Below are 19,793 nucleotides of genomic sequence, written 5' to 3'. Positions count from 1 at the left end.
CCCGTTAATGAAAACAGGCACCCTTTTTACGCTGCCAACCTATACCACGCCGACAAAATCACTCGCAGTAAGGGCCACATGCCCGACCAGATCAATTTGGAAATCGGCGCCATTGCCGCTGTTTACATTGCCCTCCACATAGGTGTGATCGACCCCGCCGACATTGACGAAGTGGTATTTCAATTGCGCCTGGTTGTTGAACTCGTTGCCGGCGCCGTTCCACTCGCCGAGGAAGGTGAAGTCCTGATTACCCGCGGAACCTGCGCCGGAGGTCCGTGCATCGATCAGCGACAAGTCGATATGGTCACTGCCTTGAGTAAAGTCGGTGATCACGTCTCGGCTTGCGGTCGAGGTCCCCGAGTCGTTGGTCGAGGAGAACACAAACATGTCCGCCCCTGCACCGCCGGTCAACGTATCGCGGTTGCCATTGCCGGTCAGCGTGTCGGCGCCACCGCCACCACTCAAGGTGTCGATACCGCCCTGCCCGGTCAGGGCGTTGTTGGCGTTGTCGCCGGTCAGGGTATTGGCACCGGTGCTGCCGATGACATTCTCGACACCGGTCAAGGTGTCGCTACCGGTTTGCGAACTGCTGGCCAGGCCGGTGGACAGGTTGACCGTGGCGTTGGCCGAGGTCCCTGACAAGTCATAGGTATCGGTGTCACCACCGCCGTCGTAGCTGTCATTGCCATCGTTGACCGACGCCCGGAAGGTGTCATTGCCAAGGCCACCGAACACGTTGTCCAGGCCTTGCCCGCCGACCAGCGTATCGTCGCCGCTGCCACCGTCCATCCAGTCATTGCCGCCCTGGCCTTGCAACAGGTTGCTGACGCCGTCGCCCTGAATGTGATCGTCGCCCGAACTGCCGGTAACGTTTTCGATGCCGGTCAGGGAGTCGTTGCCAGTCTGGGTGCTGGTTGACGTACCGGCGATCAAATCGACCGTGGCCGGCGCCGATGTCGCCGACAAATCGTAGGTGTCGGTGCCGGTGCCACCGTCATAGTGGTCGTTGCCGTCGTTCAGCGACGCCAGGATGGTGTCGTTGCCTGCCTCCCCAAAGACCGTGTCGTTACCGGCCAGGCCGCTGAGCTGGTTGTTGCCGCTGTTGCCATGGATCACGTTGTCCAGCGCGTTACCGGTGCCGTTGATGTTGTTCGAGCCCAACAAGGTCAGGTTTTCGACGTTGGCGCCCAGGGTGTAGCTGACCGAGGACATGACGGTGTCGGTGCCTTCGTTCAGGTTCTCCTGAACCACATCGCCATTGGCATCGACCATGTAGGTGTCGTTGCCGGCATTGCCGCGCATGGTGTCGCTGCCGGCGCCACCGTCCAACAAGTCGGAACCCAGCCCGCCGTTGAGGACGTCATTGCCCGAGTAGCCCATCAGGATGTCCTGATAGTTGGTGCCATTGAGCGTATCTCCGAAGAATGAGTTAGTGCCTTCAATGAAGCGCCCTACCGCTTCCGAAGGGTCGGACGTCAGCTGTTCCACCGTACCGCTGTTGTCGGTGTAGGTAGTGATCACCCGCAGTTGCTGGCCGAACTGCGCCGAGGTCGGCGCGAAGGTCGAGGCATTTGCCCCGGCGATATTCAACCAGGTCGCGCCCACCAGTGCCTGCCACTGATAGGAGAACCCGCTTGGCCCAGGCAAGCCGTCCGCATCCTGGATGGCCGCCGTGTTGGCGGTCAGCCGGTATTGGGCCGGCACCGGACGACTCGGCGTGGTTGGCGCGGTGGCATAACCCGAGAGCACCACATTGCCGGTCGGCAGGTGATTGGTGATGTTCAGGTTGATCGTGCGGTCGGCGAAGCGCAGTTTTTCAACACCGACGACAATATCGGTGCCATCGACGTTAGCCGCACCCACCCGCAGGTCGACCACTTTGAACGCCGTGATCAGCTCGCCGCCCGGCCGGGTATCGGTGAACCTGGTGATGCTGTAATTGGCATAGTTGCCCGAGTAGATGGCCGTGTCCGCCGCGCCATCGGCGGTGCCGGCGGCCTGATGGTTATCGCCCAGGACGAAGTCGGGGCGGGTCGCCTGCAAGCCGGTGAAGTGCTCGGCAAACCCTTGACTGGCCAGCAGGTGATTCAGATCAGCGAGTTTGATCGAGTCACCGACGATCACGTCATTGCCGCCGTTGCCTTGGGAGACATCGTCACCACTGCCGCCAATCAGCCAGTTCTCTGTGGCATTCCCGATCAGGCCCGCCAGAGGATTGGCCGGGGTCACCGTGTTCGCACGGGCGTCACTGAAGCGTGAACCGATCAACCCCTCGATGTCCGTCAGCAAGGCATTGAACGGCTGGAACAGCACGGAAGTACCCGGTGCTGCCACGATGTTCTGATTGTTAAGGTCAGCCGCCGCGTCCAGCGCAATGTTCACATCACTGAAGGCCGCAATATCGAAGCCTACATCGCCAAGGGCTTCGTCACCGTCCCCCTGACCGGGCGCGCCACCCAGGCCCGGCAACAGAATGTCGTCGCCGACTCCGCCAAACTCCTGGTCGCCGGTAGAGCCGCCGGAAATGATGTCGTCGCCGTCCTCACCGAACAGGATGTCCGGGCCGTCGCCGCCATAAATTTCATCATTACCGTCACCGCCATGCACCAGGTCGGTGTCGCCACCGGCATCGATGTAGTCATTGCCGGCACCACCGTACAACTCGTCGATCCCGGCTTCACCATAGAGATGGTCATTGCCGTTACCGCCAATCACCACATCGAGGGCACCGGCGCTGGTCCCGGCATAGATGGTGTCATCCCCTTCCCCGCCATCGAGGAAGTCTTCGATATCACCGCCATAGATCACGTCGTTGCCGTCGCCACCGTAGATGTGGTCGGCACCGGCCTTGCCATCCAGGATGTCGTCGCCGCCTTCACCGTAGATCGTATCGTCACCGTCCCCGGCATCGAGCCAATCGTTGTAGTCGGTGCCGACCAGCACTTCGTGGGAGTTGTAACCCACGGCTGCAGTGCCATCGGGGTTCTCGCCCTGGTCCGGACGGTAGTCACGGATATACGTTTGTGCCGTGTGCGTTTCCGGATTGGTCAAGCTGACCAGCAAGCCATTGCCGCCAATCCCGCCCGCGCCACCGGTGGAGTAAACACCGACATGGTTGGCCGCGATCAGCGTGCCGTATTTGTGCTCGCTCTTGTACGCCGTGGCACTGGCGCCAGAATCGGTGTAGCTCAATTCGACGTAGCTATCGGCATAGCCGAAGACATCACCGGCCAGGTGCCGGGCGTCGGTGGTGCGTTCAATGATGTCCTTGAACTGCTCGGTCACCACCTGCTCATTGAGGTTGGTCATCGCCGGCAAGCCGAGGTCGAGGCGGAACAGGTAGTAGAAACGGTCACCGTCCATCAACCGTTCCATCTGATCCTCGAAGATGGCGTTGAAGGTGGTGCCCAGTTGCCCGGTGTAGACGTGTTTTTCCGCCAGGCCGCCGATCCACAGATCGATCGCGTTGTAGCCGTCATAACCTGCCACGTGATTGCCGTTGGCGTCTGCCGCGCCGGAGAGGAACAACGCCGCCTCTTCGGCCGTGACGCTGCCACCGGCATAGGTGACGGTAACGCCGGACATATCGGCATCGATGATCGCCTGGGCATGCGCCACGTCACCGTCGAAGGAGTACGCGGCGATAAAATTCACCAGGGATTCGGGGTGAATCATGTTGTTGGCGAAGTCACTCCAACTGGTGTACGGCGTCAGGCCATCGACGATCAAGTTGGTGTGGTGCTGCGCGCCGGCCGGTGAGGCCCGTTCGGCAATCAGCGCATCGTGGATCTGCTGACGCGCCTGGTTCAGGGTTGGCAGGCCGAGATCGCGGCCACGGGCCAGGTTGATGGTCGCCAGGTCCAGCGGTTGCCCGAGCAACCCTTGTTGCAACGCCGGGGTGACGAACTCGTCGATTTCGTTGCTGATCTGCCGGGTCATGCCCAACGCGATAGCGGTCGGCCCCACTTCGGCGAAACCGCCGGGGTTGAGGAAGGCCTGCTCCAGTGCATAGTGGGTAATTGCGCCGGTCAGGTCGTAGCCACCACTGGCATTTTTTTCCAGGGCATCGATGGTTTCGCGCAATTGCGAGTGCCCGAAACGGAACGCTGCCTGGCCATACTCCAGCGAGATGTTGGTGTTGATGCCCGAGTCGTAGGTCACGAATTCCGGCAGGTCCGGGGTGATCAGCCGCGCGTACTGGTCGATCGCGACGTGTTGGTATTCCATTTCCACGGTCAACTTGGCGGCATAGAACAACTTGTCTTGATCCCAGGACACCGTGACGCCATCGGCCAGGGTGAAGTTGCCATTGGCATCGGTATAGAAACCACCACTACCGTTACTCACCTGTACCTGCCAGTTGTGGCGCACAGAAACGTCGGTCTGCGCCAGCACCTCGTTCTGCAGGTTGATCAGTTGCACGTTGTGGTCTTCGTGGAAGACATGGTGAATGGCGGTCAGGCCGAAGTTTTCGTTCACCCGGCCATCACCGGCAATGTAGTGGTCGCCCACCGACTCCAGCAGCAACTCGTTGGCCACCGCAAAATCGGCACTGCCGGGCGCGGCGCTGATGGAGAAGTCAGAAAAGTTGACGAAGCTGAACAGGTTCTTCGGCCCCGAGTTGTCGTAGTTGATGACCATACCGAACGGGTTGTTCGCGTCGAAGGTGATACTGGTGATGTGTGCGTCCAGCGACATCAGTTTCGCTTGATCGATATGCAGATCATCGAAGTGCGGGTTCATGTCCAGCAGGATCGCTTCGCGGGTGTACACCGCTTGCACACCTGCCGTGGTCGGATCAGCGTCCAGCACATGGCCGTGGGCATCGCGAACGCGGAAGTTGGCGATGTCATCCCAGGTCAGATCGTCTCGACCGGTAGCCAGCACATGCGCGCGCAGCTCACTCAGGGTCGGCAGTGTCTGGTGGGTCAGCACACCGTTGAGCGTCCAGGCGGCTTCATCACTCAGGGTCGTGCCGTCGAACAACGCCGCGCCGGCAATGAATTGGCCAGGGTGATTAGGGTCCGCCACCCACTGCCGCAGCAATTGCGTCACGGCGTCGTTAGAACCGTAAGTCTGGTTCTGATCGATGTACGGCGAGTCGAGGTTGACGTATTGCGCCTGGCCTTGACCATCCACTTCGCTGACCGTGGCCCGATGAACCTTGATCGAGTAAACCGGTTGTCCATCCGGGCCAATCGAGCCATACAACGGATCATCCGGCGCCAAAGGAATAGTGATCGTCGCGTTTTGATTGGGCTTGTTGATGAAGTCCAGGCCGTGGTCGAAGAACTGCCCGAACAAGGTGAACCAGCCAGTGGTCGACGGGTCGCCGCTGACGGTGTTCTGGTTGCGAATGTAGTACTGGCCGGAATCCGGTGAACTGGTATCCACCTCGCCAATCGTGCCGAGAATGCCCGGATCCGTCACGATGGCCACGCCGTTTGCGGTGTGCTGGATGTGCCCGTTGGCATCGGTGGCAAATTTTACCCCGCCACTGACAATGGTCTGGCTGATCATGCGCGGGGTGTAGTCCACCAGCGAGGCTGTCGGATCGCTATACAGTGAACTATTGTCAGTCAGGGGCGTGGCACCGGCGGGTACGCCGGGGCCTGCCAGTGCGGCGTTATCCAGGTTCTGATGAACATAGTGCGTGTAGTCCGAGTGAGTCAGGCGAATGAAGTTCTGCCCGAAACTGCCCCAACTCTGTCCGTCCTGGGTCAGGTTATTGAAGTGACCAGAGACGTCACGCAAACCGATCGGATCCCGTGCGCCGTTGTACCACTGGGTCTCGCCGGCGGGGATATCCAGCGGGTTGAAACTGCCGAGGATACCGAGCACATGGACATTGCCGTCCGACCCGTTGTAACCGTACAGCGGTTCACCGGCGGCGTTATAGCCCACGATATGAATGGTTGGAAACGTAACCTGCTGTTCAAGAAACGAAATATCGTTTTGATTGAGGGTGAAGCGTTTTAGCTCATACATGGCAAGCTCCAGATATCCATTGAACAGCAGGGTTTTTCAACCGACTTATCACGATGATCAGGGAACCGGACTGATGGCAAAAGATGCAAAAGTCGAATCAAAAAACGAGACTTTTGTCGGTGATCAAACTGAGACTTTGGTCGAGCCTCTCTCGGCCAGCGCGCATGGCCACAAGGCAGCCTGGCGCATCAGGTTCAAGACCCGCGCACGCAACCTGAGTCGCTCTACACAATTTGTGATCGCCGCCGCACTGATCCTGGGGCTGACCATGTTTTTCGTCGGCAAACTGGTCAGTGCGCGAATTGAACGCGCCGCCGTGCAAAGCGCAGCGGAGGCCGGTGCCCACTATATGGAAGCGTTCCTGGAACCCTACGTTCAGGAGATGAGTCGCGATAACGGGCTGTCGGCGTCGAGCATAAAATCGCTGGATCGCCTGATGGAGAGCCGCTCGCTGAAACGGCACATCGTCTCGATCAAGATCTGGCGGGCAGACGGCACGGTGGTTTACAGCACCGACAAATCCATCACCAATCGCAAATTCCCGATGGATGAAATCGCCGGTGCGATCAAGGGCAACGTGGTCACTGACCTTGAGGACCTGGATCAGGAAGAGAACGAGTTCGAGCGAAAGCTGAACGTACCGCTCTATGAAATTTATGCACCGCTGCGGGAGTTCAATACCGGGAAGATCATCGCCGTGGGCGAGTTCTATGAAATGGCGGCCAGTCTGGAAGAGGAAATCAATCGCGTTCGCCAGCAAGTTTGGATGGTGGTCGGTGCCGCGACCCTGGCAATGCTGACGCTGCTGTTCTTTCTTGTCCGGCGCGGCGACAAAATCATCCAGCGTCAACAAGTGGCGCTGCGCATGCGACTGCTGGAGCAAACCCGGTTGCACATCAGCAATGCCGCGCTGCAACGCAAGATGACCAACGCGACTCAGGAGTTTTCACGAATAAACGAACTGACGCTGCGGCGCATCGGTGCGGACTTGCACGACGGCCCCGCGCAACTGTTGACCCTGATTCTCATCCGGCTCGACGACCTTGCGGAAAACTGCACGGAGGTCGATCAGGAATCGATGGAAACCATCCGGGGAGCAGCGAGCGATGCGTTGAGGGAGGTGCGGGATCTTTCCCGGGGGTTGGCCCTTCCGGAAATCAACGATCTGCCCCTGCTGGAGGAGTTGAAACTCGTCGCCCAGCGACATGAGCAGCGCACCGGCACCAAGGTCAAATTGAAACTGGGGCAATTGCCCGATGAGGTACCGTTGCCGCTCAAGCTGTGCATCTATCGCTTCGTGCAGGAAACCCTGAACAATGCGTACCGCCATGCCTCAGGAAAAGGTCAGGTTCTGAGCGGGAACCTTGTTAACGGGATGTTGCTCATCACGGTCAACGATAAAGGCCCAGGCATGAGCGTCGACGCCCTGGTGGCCGACACTCACGGCAGGACGCGGCTGGGGCTGGCAGGGTTGCGGTATCGGGTGGAGTCACTGGGTGGCGTGTTCCGCATTGATTCAGCAACCGACAATGGCACATCGGTGACCGCACAATTCAAACTGTAGTCATGAGCCACCTCGGGCGTCCAGCGGTGGTATCGGCGACGTCACATGAAGTCGTCCAATACTCTCGCGCTCCCAGTAGCGCCTCAAGGCCGTGACCGCTTCCACGCGGTTGCGTGCATGCAGTTTTTGCATCACGCAGGTCATGTAGTACTTGACGGTTTTTTCGCTGATCAACAGTTTTGAGGCCACTTCCTTATTTGTCAGGCCCTTTGAGACTTCCCGGATGATCTGCTCCTCCCGATGGGTCAGGTCGATCTTGCGAACTTCAGCCTCATGCTTTTTGAAGTTGCTCAGCAGCTTGTTGGCAAATTCAGGGGTGATGTACGTTTCGCCCCGGGCGATCGACCGGATCGCCAGCACCAGGTCCGGCCCGCTGACCCCTTTCAAGACATAGCCACGTGCTCCCGCTTCGAGTGCTGAATAAGCATCGTCCTCTGACTCGGACACTGTCAGCATCAACACCTTCACATCCGGCAGCTGCGTAGAAATGAACCGCACGGAGCCGAATACGTCGCCCGGCATATTGACGTCCATCAGCATCACGTCCGGCCTCGTCCGCATCGCAATGCCCCGGGCTTCATCCGCGCTGCCACCCTGCTCCACAACCTGCAAATCCGCCCTCTTCCTCAACGTATTGGCGACACCTTCACGCAACAACGGATGATCGTCGACAATGCCAATCCGGATGAACGGGTTCATGACAAACTCCTGAGAGGGCCAAGTATTCGAACACCCATTGATTAATAGCAGGTAACCCGAGCGGGCGCTGGTTGCCGGTCGGAAGTGCCGGGTATTTTGGGGCCAAAAATTAGACTTAGGTCGCACGAATTTAGCCCGTCAATAAGCCATCTTCGTCATAAGTTTCTGAAAAATTAGCGTCCAACCCCTTGTTTTTCAACGCTGTCAAAAACGTCAAAAATACATTTCGCTCAAAAACCCGGATCAGCCCTTCATCCGACCAACAGTCGTTCCCCTACGCTGAGGTACATGAATCCACGGTTCGGGGACCCTCCGATGGACAAGAAAACCCAGCAGCGATCCGAGTTGGCCGAGGTGTTTTTTCGGCTGCGCCATACGTTTTATTCGCTGGCCGGGTTCAGTGGCGTGATCAACGTGCTGATGCTTGCCCCGGCCATCTACATGCTGCAGGTGTATGACCGGGCGCTGGTCAGCAGCAACCTCACCACGCTGCTGATGCTGACCTTGCTGATGATCGGTTTGTACACCTTGCTGGCCATGCTGGAAGTGGTGCGCAGCCGCGTGCTGATCCGGGTCGGCAACCGTCTGGACATGGCGCTGAACCGTCGTGTCTTTACCGCCGCGTTCGAGCGCAACCTGCAGCGAGCCGGCGGCAACCCGGCCCAGGCCCTGCAAGACCTGGCGCAGGTCCGGCAGTTTCTGACCGGCAATGGATTGTTCGCGTTTTTCGATGCGCCATGGACGCCCATTTACCTGTTCGTCGCCTATCTGATTCACCCCTTGCTCGGGATCGTCACCCTGTGCGGATCGCTGATCCTGGTGTCCCTGACCTGGCTCACTGAAGTCGCCACCAAAAAGCCGTTGAGCGAAGCGAACCTGGCGTCACAAATCTCGGGCACGTTCGCCAACAACAATCTACGCAACGCCGAAGTCATCGAAGCCATGGGAATGTTGCCGGCCATCACCCAGCGCTGGTTCGGCAGCCACCTGCGGATTCTCGAAATGCAGACCCTGGCCTCCGACCGCGCGGCCTATATCAGTGGTTTGGGGCGGTTCGTGCGGATCGCCCTGCAATCGTTGATCCTCGGCACGGGCGCCCTGCTGGCCATCGAAGGCTCGATCACTCCCGGCATGATGATCGCGTGCTCGATCCTCAGCGGCCGCGCGCTGGCACCGGTGGAGCAACTGATCGGCGCCTGGAAGCAATTGCTCACCAGCCGCCGCGCCTGGTCGCGGCTCAAGCAACTGCTGCAAGCGTTTCCACCCCGGGCCGATGCGATGAAACTGCAACGGCCACTGGGCATGCTTTCGGTCGAGCACTTGCACGCTGGGGCGCCAGGCATGAGCCAATCGATCATTCGCGGGCCGCACTTCAACCTGTCGCCGGGAGAATCGCTGGGCATCATCGGCCCGTCCGCGTCGGGCAAGTCCACGTTGGCGCGCCTGCTGGTGGGTATCTGGCCGGCGCAAAGCGGAAAAGTACGGCTTGATGGTGTGGACGTTTATCTGTGGAACAAAGAAGAGCTCGGCCCCTGGGTCGGCTACCTGCCGCAGGATGTGGAATTGTTCGAAGGCAGCATCGCCGACAACATCGCCCGTTTTGGCGAAGTGGACAGTGATGCGGTGATCGTGGCGGCCAAACGGGCCGGCGTACACGACATGATCCTGCGGTTTGCCCACGGTTATGACACGACCCTGGATGTCGACGGCAACCCGCTGTCCGGTGGGCAACGCCAGCGCATCGGCCTGGCCCGTGCGTTGTACGGCGAGCCGTCGATCATTGTGCTCGATGAACCGAACGCCAACCTTGATGACGCTGGGGAAAAAGCCCTGATCGAGGTGCTGGAAGACCTCAAGTCCCGAGGGTGCACCACGGTGTTGATCAGCCACCGCCCGAGCATCCTCGGCACCGTCGACAAAGTCCTGATGCTGCGCGAAGGCAGCACGCAATTGTTCGGTCCCCGGGACGAAGTGTTTGCGGCATTGCGTCAAACCAGCGTGCTGCCGACGGTGGGCGCCCCGACCCTGTCAGCCGTTCGCGGGAGAGAATAAATGGGCGCCGTGAGTCTCGATCCGCGTGGCCAGGATTTGGTGCGCGCAGCGGCCAGTATCGATGTCGACGACCACCGTCCGGCACGTTGGGGTGTGTTGCTGGTGATCCTTGGTTTTGGCGGATTTCTGCTCTGGTCCTGGCTTGCACCGCTGGACGCCGGCATTGTCGCCACTGCCACGGTCAAGGTCACCAGCAACCGCAAAACCATCCAGCACCTCACGGGTGGCAGTGTCGAAGCGATTCTGGTGCGCGAAGGTGACAGCGTCAGCAAGGACCAGGAACTGGTTCGGCTCGACGCCACCCAGGCACTCTCGGAACAAGGGGTGGTGAACGCGCAGTACATCGCCACCAAAACCATGGAAAACCGCCTTGAAGCCGAGCGCGACGGCGCGGCCGACGTGGTGTTCGACCCCGTCATGTTGCAGCGTTACGCGGGCAACGTTCATCTCAACGACGCCATTAGCCTGCAACGTCATCTGTTTGCCACGCGGCGCACCAGCCTTGAGGGCGAGATTGGCATCCTGCGCGAGTCGCTCAACTCCGCCGAAGCACAGATCAAGGGCTTGCAGCACATCTATGGTGCCCGGTCAGCGCAGATCGGGTTTCTCAATCAGGAACTGGTCGGGGTCCGTCAACTCGCCGCCGAAGGCTATGTGCCCCGCAACCGGATGCTCGAACTTGAACGCACGGGTTCTGACCTCAATGCCTCCCAGGCCGACAACCTGAACAACATTGCCAAGGCGCGGGGCCAGGTCGCCGACATCAAGCTGCGCATCCTTCAGCGCGAGTACGACTACCGCAAGGAAGTGCAGTCGCTGCTGGCCGACGTTCAGAAAGAAAACAGCGCCCTCACTGATCGTTTGCAGGCGCTGGATTATCAAGTCCGGCACACGGTGATCCGCTCCCCCATCGACGGCGTGGTCCAGGGTTTGAACGTGTCGACCATCGGCGGCGTGATCGCGCCGGGTTTCAAGATCATGGAAATCGTGCCGGCCCACGAGCCGTTGCAGATCGACGCGATGGTACCGGTGCAAGCCATCGACCGGATGACGCCGGGCCTGCCGGTAACCATTTCATTCCCGGCGTTCAACCACGTACAGACGCCGAACATTCCGGGCCAGGTGCTGACCATTTCCGCCGACCGCCTGGTCAGCGACGACAACAAACAGCCCTATTACCTGGCGCAGATCGAAGTGACACCCGCCGGCATGGCCATGCTGGGCAGCAACCACATTCGCGCGGGCATGCCCGCCTCCGTCACCATCAAGACGGGCGAGCGCAACATGCTGAGTTACCTGTTGAAACCACTGCTGGACCGTGTGAACAGCGCCTTCAAGGAGCAGTGACGTGAACCGCGGACGACGTTTTATCGGTTTTGCCGCGTCGCTGTGCGTGGCGCAGTCGGTGGCGGCGCTGGACTTGCGCGAGTCCTGGAACTTGATGCAGTTTCAGGGCCCGACGTACCTTTCCGCCGGTCACGAACGCGATGCCGCGCTGGAAAACCGCGCCATCGGTCAATCCGGCGTGCTGCCGAAAGTCGGCATCACCGCCTTCGACAACCACATCAACGGCACGCAAAAGCAACCGGACTTTTTCGGCAACAGCCACACCAACGACCTCAACTACAACTCGCGGGGCGCGACCTTGCAGCTGCGTCAACCGCTCTTCAACAAACAGAAAATGGCCGAGTATCGCCAAGGCGAGTATCAGGCCGAGTACGGTGTGGCCGTGTTCGACGGCAAGGCGCAGGATGCGGCCGTGAAACTGGCCGGGCGCTATTTTGATGTACTGCTGGCCCACGAAACCGTGGCGCTGGCGACGGCCAAACTCAATTCCTTCAACGAACAAGTGGCCTCGACTCAACGACGCAGGGAGTTGGGCGACGGCACCATCACTGACGTCGACGAAGCCGTGTCGCGCCGCGACCTGGCCCAGGCCGAGCTGATCGAAGCCGAGGACAGCGTCACCGTGGCCCGGCGCCTGTTGCAGGAGTACCTCGGTCAGACACCCGATGAAATCGCCACGCTGCAAGACACCTTCCCCACGCCGCCTCTGCAACCGGACAATCTGCAGGAATGGATCATCCGTGCGGGTACCGACAGCCCCTCGATCCGTGCACGACGCTTGAACGTCAACACCGCCGACGAGGAAGTCGCCAAGGCCAAGGCCGGTCACTGGCCGACCCTTGATCTGGTGGTGGGCTACACCGCTGCCGACAGCGAAACCCTGTCCACCCAGAACCAGCGCAACCGCTATTCTTCTGCCGGCCTGGAGTTGAACATTCCGTTGTACAGCGGCGGCTACGTCAGCGCCCGAGCGCGGCAAAGCGTTGCCACCCGGGATCAGGCTGAAGATGACCTGAATGCCACCCGGGAAGAAATCATCTCGGGAACCACCCGCGAGTTTCGCGGTGTGCAAAGCGGAGAAGCGCGTATCCACGCGCTGGAAAAAGCGGTGAAGTCCAGCGAGCGCTCAGTGGACTCCTCGAAAAAAGGCTTCCTCGCGGGCAGCAGCACCAACGTCGATATCCTCAACGCCCAGGAACAGCTCTACACCGCCCGCCGCGACCTGTTCGAAGCCAAACTGCGCTACCTGTTGGCCAAACTGCGGTTGGCGGCAAATGTCGGGGCACTGGGCGATGATGACATCGCCAGCGCCAATGCCTACCTGGGGCCGAAGTTGTCGTTTTGAGCGGAAGGTTTAAATCGGGGGCCCCCGTAGTGCCTGTTGATTGAGAATCTGGATACCGCCGCTGGCAATTGCGCCCATGGCGAGTTCCTCGTGCGACGGCACGCCGAGCTTGCGCACCAGCATCAGGTCGAGACGAACATTCAGCGCCGTGGCCACTTCATACGCTACCGGCACGCCGCCTCTGGGCAAGGCCGTCCGGGCGATTGGCGCAGGCTTGCAACGGCGCCACCAGACGCCGACCCGCCGCCGGCCGGTCCTGCAAAATCATGTGCGATGAGGGACTCATTAGAAAACCTCCTCAGGCGATCACGCCTGCCGGTTTCATCACGCAGTCCCGAGGAATTGTCGGCCTGGGCGAGGCTGACAGCAAGCCGCTTGGCTTACACCAATCGTTCGATCCGCTGGTGCCGCCAGACAAACCGGTAATACGCCGTCTGCAACGCCAGCATCCCCAGATACGCCACCGGAAACGCCATCCACACGCCCTGCAAACCAAAGTGCCCGTCCAGCACATACGCGACCGGCAACTGCACCAGCACCACGCAGAAGATCGACACCGCCATCGGCACCAACACCGTGCCGCTGGCGCGCATGATGCCGCCGACAATCGCCTGGAAGCCAAACACTAACAAGCTCCAGAGCATGATGTGCAACAGGTGCTCGGCCATTGCCCGCGTCGAGTCATCGGTGAGGAACAGCCCCAACAACCAGTGCGACAGCAGGTAACCCAGCACCACCAATCCGCCCGTCAGGCACACATTGATCAGCAACCCCGTGCGCAAAATCGGCCCCATGCGCTCAAGGCGCCCGGCCCCGATCGCCTGAGCTCCGAGGATCGACGCAGTGATCGCAATCGACAGCGCCGGAAACTGCACGTAATTGACGATCTGCGTCACCGCGCCATACGCCGCTGTCGCCTGCGAACCGTGCCGGTTCACCAGCGCCAGAATCACCAGTTCAGACACTGACAACACCACCATCTGCAACCCGGTCGGCAGCCCGATGCGCAACACCTTGCCGAGAATCTCCCGGTCCAGCTTCATCGCCGCAAACATCTCCCGATCCGGCGCCAGTGGATGGCCCTTGCGAATCAGCCGCCACGCCAGCCACCCCATCGCCGACAAGTTCCCCGCCAACCCGGCATACGCCGCACTCTGAATCCCCATCATCGGCAACCCGAACCAACCCCGAATCAACGCCGGCGTCAGCGCCAACCCAATACAGGTCGACACCACCAACGCAATCAGCGGCGATACCGTATCGCTGACCCCGCGCAGCAATTGGGTGAACAGCACGTAGACTAGCAGCGACGGCATGATCCACATCATCACGTGGGCATAGGCCACGGCGTCGTCCAGTACATCAGCCGGCGTGCCCAACCCCTGCAAGGCCGACCGCGCAAACACACTGCCGAGGACGGCGGCGGTCAGGCCGATCATGGCGCCTAGCAGCAGGGTGGTGCCGGCGATGGTTTTTACCAGATGCGGTTCGCGCGCGCCCCAGGCTTGGCCAATGAGCACACCCGCCCCCGCGCCGAGGCCGATGACCAGGGCAATGAAGAAAAAGACAATGGGGAACATGCCGGACACGGCGGCCAGGGATTGCGTGCCGAGCATTTGGCCGATGTAGATGCTGTTGACGGTGCCCGACATGGACTGGAGGAAGTTCGACAGGACCATCGGGGCGAGGAAAAGGAGGTAGGTTTTCCAGAGGGGGATGGGGTGGGTGGGGGTTTGCATTGAGGGTCCGTCTCGGGTGGGCACGCGGTTTGGGAATTCTACGCCAGGGCCTTGTTCCGAGACCGCTCTTATTTTGGAAAATCTGGAGCGTTCGAGTAATAAATGGGGCAATCCAGATGGCCAATTTCTGCCTATCGTGAGAGGCAGAAAAGACCAGAAGCAGCCCGTCGCGATCAGAAACGTTTGACGACAACGCGTCGCTCTCGCACTCTGTTTTGCCCCCTGTTTCTTCACTAGGCTTCCCTATGTCAATCGCGACCGTAGTGCTGCTCGACTCCTGGCCACAGCCAAGTACGTCGCCCGAACCCGTCGTGTTCGCCACGGACACGCAGCTATGTTTACGGTATTGCACGGCTGAAGAAGAAATAGCTGTAATCCATTTCCCTCTACTAAAAAAAATTTAGTTCGGCTCACCAAACGATCATCCCAATAGTCACTGTGGATGACGGCTATGGGTCGTTCTCTGCGGGTCAGGGTCACGAAGTGTGCTGGTCAAATACAATGCAAATGACTGGTCAGGTCGAATGCAACTGAGTGGACAAATCTGTGCATTACCCAGCAGGCAGCGCGACTCCAGTTTCATTTCGCGTTGGCCCCCCCCTGCCGGGAGATGTTTCCAGTCGTATCCTCAACAAATTCCATACTGGGTCTCTGTACTGATTCGCGAGATGTTACTAACCCCCCTGAGTATCAATATCGGCATCTTGAACCGGCTTATGTTCAGGTTCCGATTTGAAGTCCGGGCTGTACGGGTTCTCTTTAGCTGCGGGGTCCTGCTTTGGATTATTTGGTGCATCGACTTCGGCCGTTTTCGACGGTACTTCAGACCGCTTGGGGTCATGACCCGCTTCGTTATCCGTGCTGCTCGTACCGCCCTGCTGCGATATGTTTCCCGGTGCATTCTCATCAATGTCCATGTTGCTCTCCGATGGTTATGTAAATGTCCGTGCTTGAACATGAGAGGTAGGGAAACGCTGTAAGTGCCCGGCGATGGACGAATGGCGAGAACAAAAAACCCGGCTCACTGGCCGGGTTTCACTTGTGGATTTAACCGGTCGTGACAGGCAGAAATCAACCCCGATCTGACGTTGAAGCCCTCGTGAATGCCTTGAACCGTTTGTCAGGCGTACAAGTCATATCCTGCCGCGATGATCAGCGGAGAAACCAGCAACGTTGCCCAGAATCCCGACTTTGGAACAGCAATGACGCAAATGATCGAAATCATAAGCACATAGATGCCAACAATTTTAAGTAGCGCGAGATCGCCAACGGCTACGGCGTGAATCGCTGTCTGCCCTGCAAGCATAAAAAGCGGCCCCAACATGGTAAACCAGAGGGCAGTACGCCGATCTTCGTGCGCTTTGAATTGGTCAACGAAGCCAGAGTCTACAGCGGCGGCAAATGCTGTTTTGAACTTGATGATACCGAATGGAATATGGAGAACGCCCAAGGCGAACAGGGTCCATGCGACGATGTTTGACATGTCTTATATGCTCCGTAACGGTAAGGTTGGAAGGTGCCTAGCGTTTACACGGTCCCAGAGTGCGAGCGAGTGGTTTGCGTTTCTTGTCGCGATGGCGTGTCGTATAACATTCCTTGTCATCTCGTAAGTCCCTGTCTGGCTTAGAAGTGGTGACGGCAAGGACTGCTGCCTCCTAATGAAGCTATCTATTTGCCATCACCGTGTCCACCGTCCACTTTTGGCCGAAAGCACACGGTCAATGCAAAGACAACGATCCAGCCCTAACCCACCCCGCCATGCAGCAACACCCCGTACGATTGCAAAAACTCCACCGTGCCATGAAAGATCAAACCAACCCCCATGGCAGAGACGAAGAACCCGACAATGCGCGTGGCGGCATCGATGCCTTGCGGGCCAATCGTTTTGAGGATGACTTGAGCGTAAGCCAGTGACAAATAGGTGGTGAACATCGTGGCGCAGATGGCCAGCGCCACGACGGCGAAAGACAGCACCGCATGACTGGCGTCTTTGATGGTGCTGGTCAGGCCGATCACGGTGGCAATCGCACCGGGGCCAAACATGATGGGCATGGCCAGGGGGATGAAAGACACGTCCTGGTCGGCGTCGTGACCCGTGGGAATCAGACTGCTGTTAGGCGTGGGGGCGAACAGTTCGAAACCGATCCGCATCAGAATCACCCCACCGACCACCCGGATCATGCTCAGGGGGACGTCGAACAGACGCAGCAGCAGGTTGCCGAAAATCAGGAAAAAGAACATCAGCAGTAACGCAAAGAAACAGGCTCTGCGGGCTACCCGGCGGAGCTCGGCAGTGTCCTTGCCTTGCAACATGCCAAGGAACACGGGAATCGCTTCCAGTGGGTTGATGATGGCCAGTAACGTGGTAAACATGCCGACAAACAGCGTTACATAGGTGTTCATGGCGCACCTCGAGGAGAGACCGCGTTACATCACCTTAGCGGATGATGCGAAATGAGCCCGTTTGGAGCTCAATCTGGCGCTGCAGCACAGGTGGCGCTCGCTCAGGAAAGGTCAGTCGATGACTGACAAAGGCTTCGGATCTGGTCCTACACTTATCTCGGAAACCCTCACCTTGCCCGTCGTTCCGATGAAGCTTATAGTCCGCCCCGTCGCCCACAATGGCGGCCAGGTTTGGCGACCTGCTGATCGGGTGCAAAAGCTCTGTGCTTTCTTGCAGACGCTTTTGCACGCTCGCAAAGCTGTCTTTATGGCAGCTGTGCGCGGGAGACCTTCGGGTCTGCCGGTATTCCGATCCCGGTTCGCCAACCTGCGTACAGCTGTCACCCATTCGTTTGGCGACGATTGAGGGACAGTCAACCTTTGCCTTGATCGGAGTTTCATCTATGGAAAGATACATGCCCCTCACCGGAATCGACCTGATCCCGGCCTCCCTGCTCATCGACACCCAAGCCCCGCTCGACGTCCTGCAAGCCATGGCTGACTACCGCATTCGCACCGTCACCCAAGTGCTGGAAAACATCGCCTTCCGCGCCGAGCTCGGTTGCGACACGGTGGTGCTGTCGGACTTTTCCAAACTGCTGGCCATTCCGTTGCGCGATGGTTGTGACTTGATGGACGTAATCGGTCGACGCTTGCGCGCACAGGTATCGGAGTAAAAAAACGGGCGCCTGAAGGCTAATGCCGATCAGTTAAGGCGCTGAATACCGCTCCCACAGGTTTTTCGCTCCCTGACTGATTGGCATTGGGCCGTGAAGGCGTCGGTTTTTCAGGACATCAGCCCGCCCACTAGAGCCGAGGCTTGCTCAACACATATGGATAACCGTATATTCGGATAACCATATGTATCGAGCCGTGTCCATGCTGACCCCTGCCGCCGTATTCAAATGCCTGTCCGACGAAACCCGTGCGCGGGCCACGTTGCTCATCACCCGCGAGGGTGAGCTGTGCGTGTGCGAACTGGTCTGCGCCCTGGACGACAGTCAACCGAAAATCTCCCGCCATCTGGCGCAGCTCCGTGCGTGTGGGTTGCTGCTCGATCGACGTCAGGGTCAGTGGGTCTATTACCGGCTCAACCCTGATTTGCCGGGTTGGGTGCGCACCATTCTTGAGACCACGCTGGTGGCCAACACTGCCTGGCTTGAGGAAAACAGCGCTCGACTCAAAGCAATGGGCGACCGCCCTCTCAACACCACTGCTTGCTGCTGATTCTGTTCATCACCCTGGAGCCCCCATGCGCGTCCTGTTTATGTGTACCGCCAATAGTTGCCGCAGCATCCTGTCCGAAGCAATGTTCAATCATCTTGCGCCGGACGGTTTCGAGGCTGTCAGCGCCGGAAGTTTTCCCAAAGGACAGGTGCTGCCGCGCAGCCTGACCACGTTGCAAGAGGCCGGGGTTGCCATCGACGGGTTAAGCAGCAAAGGCAATGACGCCTTCGAGGCCAACCCGCCGGACATTGTGATCACCGTCTGCGACAAAGCTGCTGGAGAGGCGTGCCCGGTCTACTTCGGGCCGGCATTGAAAGCCCATTGGGGACTGGAAGATCCCTCCGAGGTAAAGGGCGATGAGGCGGCCGTCACTGCAGCCTTCCATTCAACCCTGGCGCGCATCGAAACGCGCTGCCGGGCCTTCCTCGCCCTGCCCTTCGCCGAACTTGATCGTGATGCATTGAAGCGCGAACTCGACCGCATCAGCACCCTGTAACCGGAGCCCCCATGAACCACCCTCTGCCTAATCTAGATGCGTCTTTGATTGAGCCCATCGCCAACGATCACGACGGCCAGCACAAGCCACGAATCCTGCTGCTGTACGGGTCGACCCGGCCACGGTCGTTCAGTCGGTTGCTGGTCGAAGAAGCCGCCCGCCTGCTCGAACACTTCGGTGCAGAAACGCGGATATTCAATCCCTCGGGGCTACCGCTGCCGGACGATGCGCCGAACGATCACCCGAAAGTCCAGGAGCTGCTTGAGTTGATGCAATGGTCTGAAGGACAGGTCTGGTGTTCCCCCGAGCGCCACGGTTCCATGTCGGCGGTGTTCAAAGCGCAGATTGACTGGGTGCCGCTGGCGTTGGGCGCCGTGCGCCCGACCCAGGGGAAAACGCTGGCGGTGATGCAGGTCTGCGGTGGTTCTCAATCGTTTAACGTGGTCAATCAACTGCGCGTGCTGGGGCGCTGGATGCGCATGTTCACGATCCCCAACCAGTCTTCCGTGCCGAAAGCCTTTCTGGAATTTGACGAAGGGAATCGCATGAAACCCTCCGCGCTGTACGACCGGGTCGTCGACGTCATGGAAGAGCTGGTGAAGTTCACGCTGCTGTTGCGGGATCGTCCGGATCTGGTTGACCGCTATTCGGAGCGCAAGGAGACGGCGCAAGAGTTGAGTCAGCGGGTGAATCAGCGGTCGATCTGAACGCCGGGATCATTCATCAAGTCCTTAGTTATTATCAAGATGCTTGTGACAAGCACTGCACTACTCAAACAAGACCAGTATTTTGGCGCCCTATTAATGGGCGCCACCGTGAATGACTTAAGCCCACATAGTCTTCGGGGTTGAGTTGTTTATTGCCACATATTCTATGTGTTGTTGAAGTGCTTGT

Annotated in this window: 14 protein-coding genes and 1 pseudogene; 8 read left to right on the top strand and 7 right to left on the bottom strand. The window is 59.2% G+C overall.

Annotated features, from left to right (window positions below; translation table 11 throughout):
- Positions 1–39 precede the first annotated feature (39 nt).
- Entirely contained in the window at positions 40–5,988 is a 5,949-nt protein-coding gene (locus tag J2X66_RS19765) for a peroxidase family protein (RefSeq protein WP_310267380.1), read from the bottom strand.
- A gap of 73 nt (positions 5,989–6,061) precedes the next feature.
- Between J2X66_RS19765 and J2X66_RS19760 the strand changes: the two genes are divergently transcribed.
- Entirely contained in the window at positions 6,062–7,552 is a 1,491-nt protein-coding gene (locus tag J2X66_RS19760) for an ATP-binding protein (protein ID WP_310267378.1), read from the top strand.
- Here the strand turns inward: J2X66_RS19760 and J2X66_RS19755 are convergent, their stop codons facing one another.
- Positions 7,553–8,251, bottom strand: a complete 699-nt coding sequence (locus tag J2X66_RS19755; RefSeq protein ID WP_310267377.1) for a response regulator transcription factor — start codon at positions 8,249–8,251, stop codon at positions 7,553–7,555. It lies immediately after the preceding gene.
- A 315-nt stretch (positions 8,252–8,566) separates the two neighbouring features.
- Here J2X66_RS19755 and J2X66_RS19750 point away from each other — a divergent pair, with 315 nt between their 5' ends.
- Genes J2X66_RS19750 through J2X66_RS19740 form a run of 3 tightly spaced genes read left to right on the top strand, consistent with a single transcriptional unit; the run spans position 8,567 to position 12,995 of the window.
- Complete coding sequence (locus J2X66_RS19750; RefSeq protein ID WP_310267375.1) at positions 8,567–10,303, top strand: type I secretion system permease/ATPase; 1,737 nt, start codon at positions 8,567–8,569, stop codon at positions 10,301–10,303.
- A complete protein-coding gene (locus tag J2X66_RS19745; protein ID WP_310267373.1) occupies positions 10,304–11,650 on the top strand; it encodes an HlyD family type I secretion periplasmic adaptor subunit in 1,347 nt (448 codons plus the stop codon).
- Between the two features lies 1 nt (position 11,651).
- Complete coding sequence (locus J2X66_RS19740; protein WP_310267370.1) at positions 11,652–12,995, top strand: TolC family outer membrane protein; 1,344 nt, start codon at positions 11,652–11,654, stop codon at positions 12,993–12,995.
- Positions 12,996–13,007: 12 nt separating this feature from the next.
- On the opposite strand, the pseudogene J2X66_RS19735 reads toward J2X66_RS19740, so the two are convergent.
- The 5 genes and pseudogenes from J2X66_RS19735 to J2X66_RS19715 form a co-directional block, all read right to left on the bottom strand.
- Positions 13,008–13,281: pseudogene (locus J2X66_RS19735) on the bottom strand (phosphoribosyltransferase); the annotation flags it as partial.
- A 94-nt stretch (positions 13,282–13,375) separates the two neighbouring features.
- Positions 13,376–14,734, bottom strand: a complete 1,359-nt coding sequence (locus J2X66_RS19730; RefSeq protein ID WP_059182743.1) for an MATE family efflux transporter — start codon at positions 14,732–14,734, stop codon at positions 13,376–13,378.
- Between the two features lie 674 nt (positions 14,735–15,408).
- Positions 15,409–15,651: a hypothetical protein gene (locus J2X66_RS19725; protein WP_032833684.1), complete on the bottom strand. Its 243-nt coding sequence runs from the start codon at positions 15,649–15,651 to the stop codon at positions 15,409–15,411.
- Between the two features lie 203 nt (positions 15,652–15,854).
- Positions 15,855–16,217, bottom strand: a complete 363-nt coding sequence (locus tag J2X66_RS19720) for a DUF6463 family protein (protein WP_027924606.1) — start codon at positions 16,215–16,217, stop codon at positions 15,855–15,857.
- A gap of 260 nt (positions 16,218–16,477) precedes the next feature.
- The gene (locus tag J2X66_RS19715) at positions 16,478–17,137 is read right to left on the bottom strand and encodes a MarC family protein (RefSeq protein WP_027924607.1); all 660 of its coding nucleotides are present in this window, start codon (positions 17,135–17,137) and stop codon (positions 16,478–16,480) included.
- A gap of 443 nt (positions 17,138–17,580) precedes the next feature.
- Between J2X66_RS19715 and J2X66_RS19710 the strand changes: the two genes are divergently transcribed.
- The 4 genes from J2X66_RS19710 to arsH all read left to right on the top strand — a co-directional run bounded on the left by J2X66_RS19710 (position 17,581) and on the right by arsH (position 19,606).
- Complete coding sequence (locus tag J2X66_RS19710; protein ID WP_310267362.1) at positions 17,581–17,853, top strand: hypothetical protein; 273 nt, start codon at positions 17,581–17,583, stop codon at positions 17,851–17,853.
- 202 nt (positions 17,854–18,055) lie between these two features.
- Positions 18,056–18,403, top strand: a complete 348-nt coding sequence (locus J2X66_RS19705) for a metalloregulator ArsR/SmtB family transcription factor (protein WP_310267360.1) — start codon at positions 18,056–18,058, stop codon at positions 18,401–18,403.
- A gap of 25 nt (positions 18,404–18,428) precedes the next feature.
- Positions 18,429–18,899, top strand: a complete 471-nt coding sequence (locus J2X66_RS19700; RefSeq protein ID WP_310267358.1) for an arsenate reductase ArsC — start codon at positions 18,429–18,431, stop codon at positions 18,897–18,899.
- Between the two features lie 11 nt (positions 18,900–18,910).
- The gene (gene arsH, locus J2X66_RS19695) at positions 18,911–19,606 is read left to right on the top strand and encodes an arsenical resistance protein ArsH (RefSeq protein WP_310267356.1); all 696 of its coding nucleotides are present in this window, start codon (positions 18,911–18,913) and stop codon (positions 19,604–19,606) included.
- The last annotated feature ends 187 nt before the right edge of the window (positions 19,607–19,793 follow it).

This window comes from Pseudomonas sp. 3296, from assembly GCF_031456615.1.
Classification (GTDB): Bacteria; Pseudomonadota; Gammaproteobacteria; order Pseudomonadales; family Pseudomonadaceae; genus Aquipseudomonas; species Aquipseudomonas mucoides.
Note: the sequence above shows the minus strand (reverse complement) of the source record. Positions and strands in the feature narration are given on the sequence as shown.